Annotated in this window: 2 protein-coding genes and 1 tRNA gene; 2 read left to right on the top strand and 1 reads right to left on the bottom strand. The window is 42.9% G+C overall.

The genetic code is table 11. The annotated features are described in order from the left end of the window. Positions 1 to 101: 101 nt before the first annotated feature. Positions 102 to 1121: a tRNA preQ1(34) S-adenosylmethionine ribosyltransferase-isomerase QueA gene (queA, locus tag ACHZC4_RS11575; protein ID WP_394754009.1), complete on the bottom strand. Its 1020-nt coding sequence runs from the start codon at positions 1119 to 1121 to the stop codon at positions 102 to 104. A gap of 540 nt (positions 1122 to 1661) precedes the next feature. Here queA and ACHZC4_RS11570 point away from each other — a divergent pair. Together ACHZC4_RS11570 and ACHZC4_RS11565 are read left to right on the top strand one after the other, a co-directional pair. Then, positions 1662 to 1748, top strand: a tRNA-Leu gene (locus ACHZC4_RS11570). A 202-nt stretch (positions 1749 to 1950) separates the two neighbouring features. Continuing rightward, positions 1951 to 2148: an Arm DNA-binding domain-containing protein gene (locus ACHZC4_RS11565; RefSeq protein ID WP_394754008.1), complete on the top strand. Its 198-nt coding sequence runs from the start codon at positions 1951 to 1953 to the stop codon at positions 2146 to 2148. Positions 2149 to 2400: the final 252 nt, after the last annotated feature.

The raw sequence follows: 2400 nt of genomic DNA, 5'->3' as shown, positions 1-2400 counted from the left end.
GGCCAACCATTTTGCACTACGGACTAAATTGTTTATCAAAGCTAACCAAATGGCATATGAAGAGTTGCAGAAATTACAGGCTGCGTAACATCAGTTAATAATCAATCGGCTATGAACATCGCATCGCCATAACTAAAAAACCGGTACGATTGCTCAATGGCATGGTGATACGCCCGCATAACTGGCTCATAACCTGCAAAAGCCGAAACCAGCATTAACAATGTCGATTCCGGTAAATGAAAATTAGTCAAAATAGCATCAACTGATTTAAAACGGTAACCTGGGGTAATAAACAGATCGGTATCGCCAAAACTTGCTGTTAGCGTGCCTTGCCTACTTGCTGATTCCAATGCTCTCACTGCGGTTGTGCCAATGGCAACAACGCGCCCTCGGCGTATTCGTGCTGCAAAAACGGCATCAACAACTTCCTGGGATACCGCAAAATATTCCTTGTGCATAATATGTTCAGATAGGTTTTCTACCCGCACTGGCTGAAAGGTACCGCTACCGACGTGTAACGTTACAAATGCTGTCTGTATGCCTTTGTGCTTAATGTTATCCAGTGTAGATAAATCAAAATGCAAACTTGCGGTGGGTGCGGCAACAGCACCTGTCTCTTGGGCAAAAACGGTTTGATAACGCATTAAATCGTTAGCGTCGTCGGCTCGTTTAATATAGGGCGGCAGCGGTATATGACCAATGTGCTCTAACAATGCAGGCAAAGACGCACCGGAAAACTGTAATTCAAACAAATCATCGTGCCGAGCCAATACTTCACAATAATAACCTGCATCCAGGTCAATTAAGCTATTCAGCTTGGGAGATTTACTAGCTCTTAAGTGCGCAATAGCGTTGTGATTATCAAGCATACGTTCAATCAATATTTCAACGCGGCCACCGGTACGCTTTTTGCCAAATAAGCGGGCGGGGATCACTTTAGTATTGTTAAAAACCAGCAGGTCATTTTCATTTAGTTCATCAATAAAATCTGCAAACTGTCTATCTTGGAGCTGCCCTGTTGTTTTGTTCATTAACAGTAATCGACTTGCGGTACGATCAGGTAAGGGCATTTGCGCGATTAATGCCTCGGGCAACTGATAAGTAAAGTGGCTTTTTTTCATGTGAAGGTAAAAAATCGAGTTATTATATTACAGTGTGGCTTATTGAGCGAGGGCGACTTACATCTCTGTCTTAGGAACCTGCATGACAGACATGATCAAGTTTTGCTAGAAGCCTTGCTGAGTGCTTCGGTTATGTCCGAGACAGCTTGGTCGAATAATGAGCAGGACATTATCGATCTTTTGGCAAACTCAGGATGGACGCTTAATCCAGCTAAAAACTTAAGACGGGACAAAAGTCCTCTCCGGGGGGAGAAGGAGTAATACCTGTCACTATTACGTTTAGATAGATTGGCTCATAAGTGATGCTGGTTATTATGACTGGATTTTTTAGTGGCTGCAAAACCACGCCTTTCAAAATTTCTATAGGCGATATGTGGCAGTACTTAGACATAAGGTATTTATTTTTTGGAAATAAAAAATTAAGCGCCCAAGATTGAGATCATGGTATTTTGTTTTTCCACGCAAAATCAACGTTTATTTATAGTTCCTTAAAAAGCATTGGCATTTTTAATGTTTTGCCTTATAATTACGCAATCATTTGCCGGGATGGCGGAACTGGTAGACGCGCCGGATTCAAAATCCGGTGATGGTGACATCGTGCCGGTTCGATTCCGGCTCTCGGTACCAAATGACAGTGCAGTAAGCTTCAAATAAGTACAAAAACCCGCATTCCTTAAGGTCTAGCGGGTTTTTTATTGTCCCACGTAGTGCCACGCTGTATCATGAAAGCACCAACAAAGTGTTGGTGTTTATGTTGGCGCTTCCATTTACACGCCTATAAGATACCAACAAAACGAAACCAAACCCTTAAGCGGCGGGGCTTTCAATCATGCTTACCGATATTGAAATTAAAAAGGCCAAACCCAAAGACAAAGCTTATAAGCTTTCCGATGCCGGTGGCTTGTATTTGGAAATTACACCCAGTGGCGGCAAATTGTGGCGAATTGCTTACCGCTTCATTGGCAAGCAAAAAACGCTTTATTTAAGCAACTACCCCACTATTACCCTGAAGCCAGAACCAAGTTAGACGAATTAAAAAGGCAGTTGGCAAATAATATCGACCCGTCACTACTGAAGCAGACCACAAAAACAGCACAACAGGTTGCAGCGGCTAATAGTTTTGAAGTAATTGCCCTGGAATGGCATAAATCGCACATGCAAGGTAAAAGCGAGGGACATAGTAACTTCTCATTACCGACAGGTAGCACCTGCCCGAATCAGTTCAGGTAACGGGGGAATCGTATTTCCCCTGAGCAGCCTATCTTTAAGATAATGCCAA

It is taken from the genome of Crenothrix sp. (assembly GCF_043729335.1).
In the GTDB taxonomy this organism is placed as follows: domain Bacteria; phylum Pseudomonadota; class Gammaproteobacteria; order Methylococcales; family Methylomonadaceae; genus Crenothrix.
Note: the sequence above shows the minus strand (reverse complement) of the source record. Positions and strands in the feature narration are given on the sequence as shown.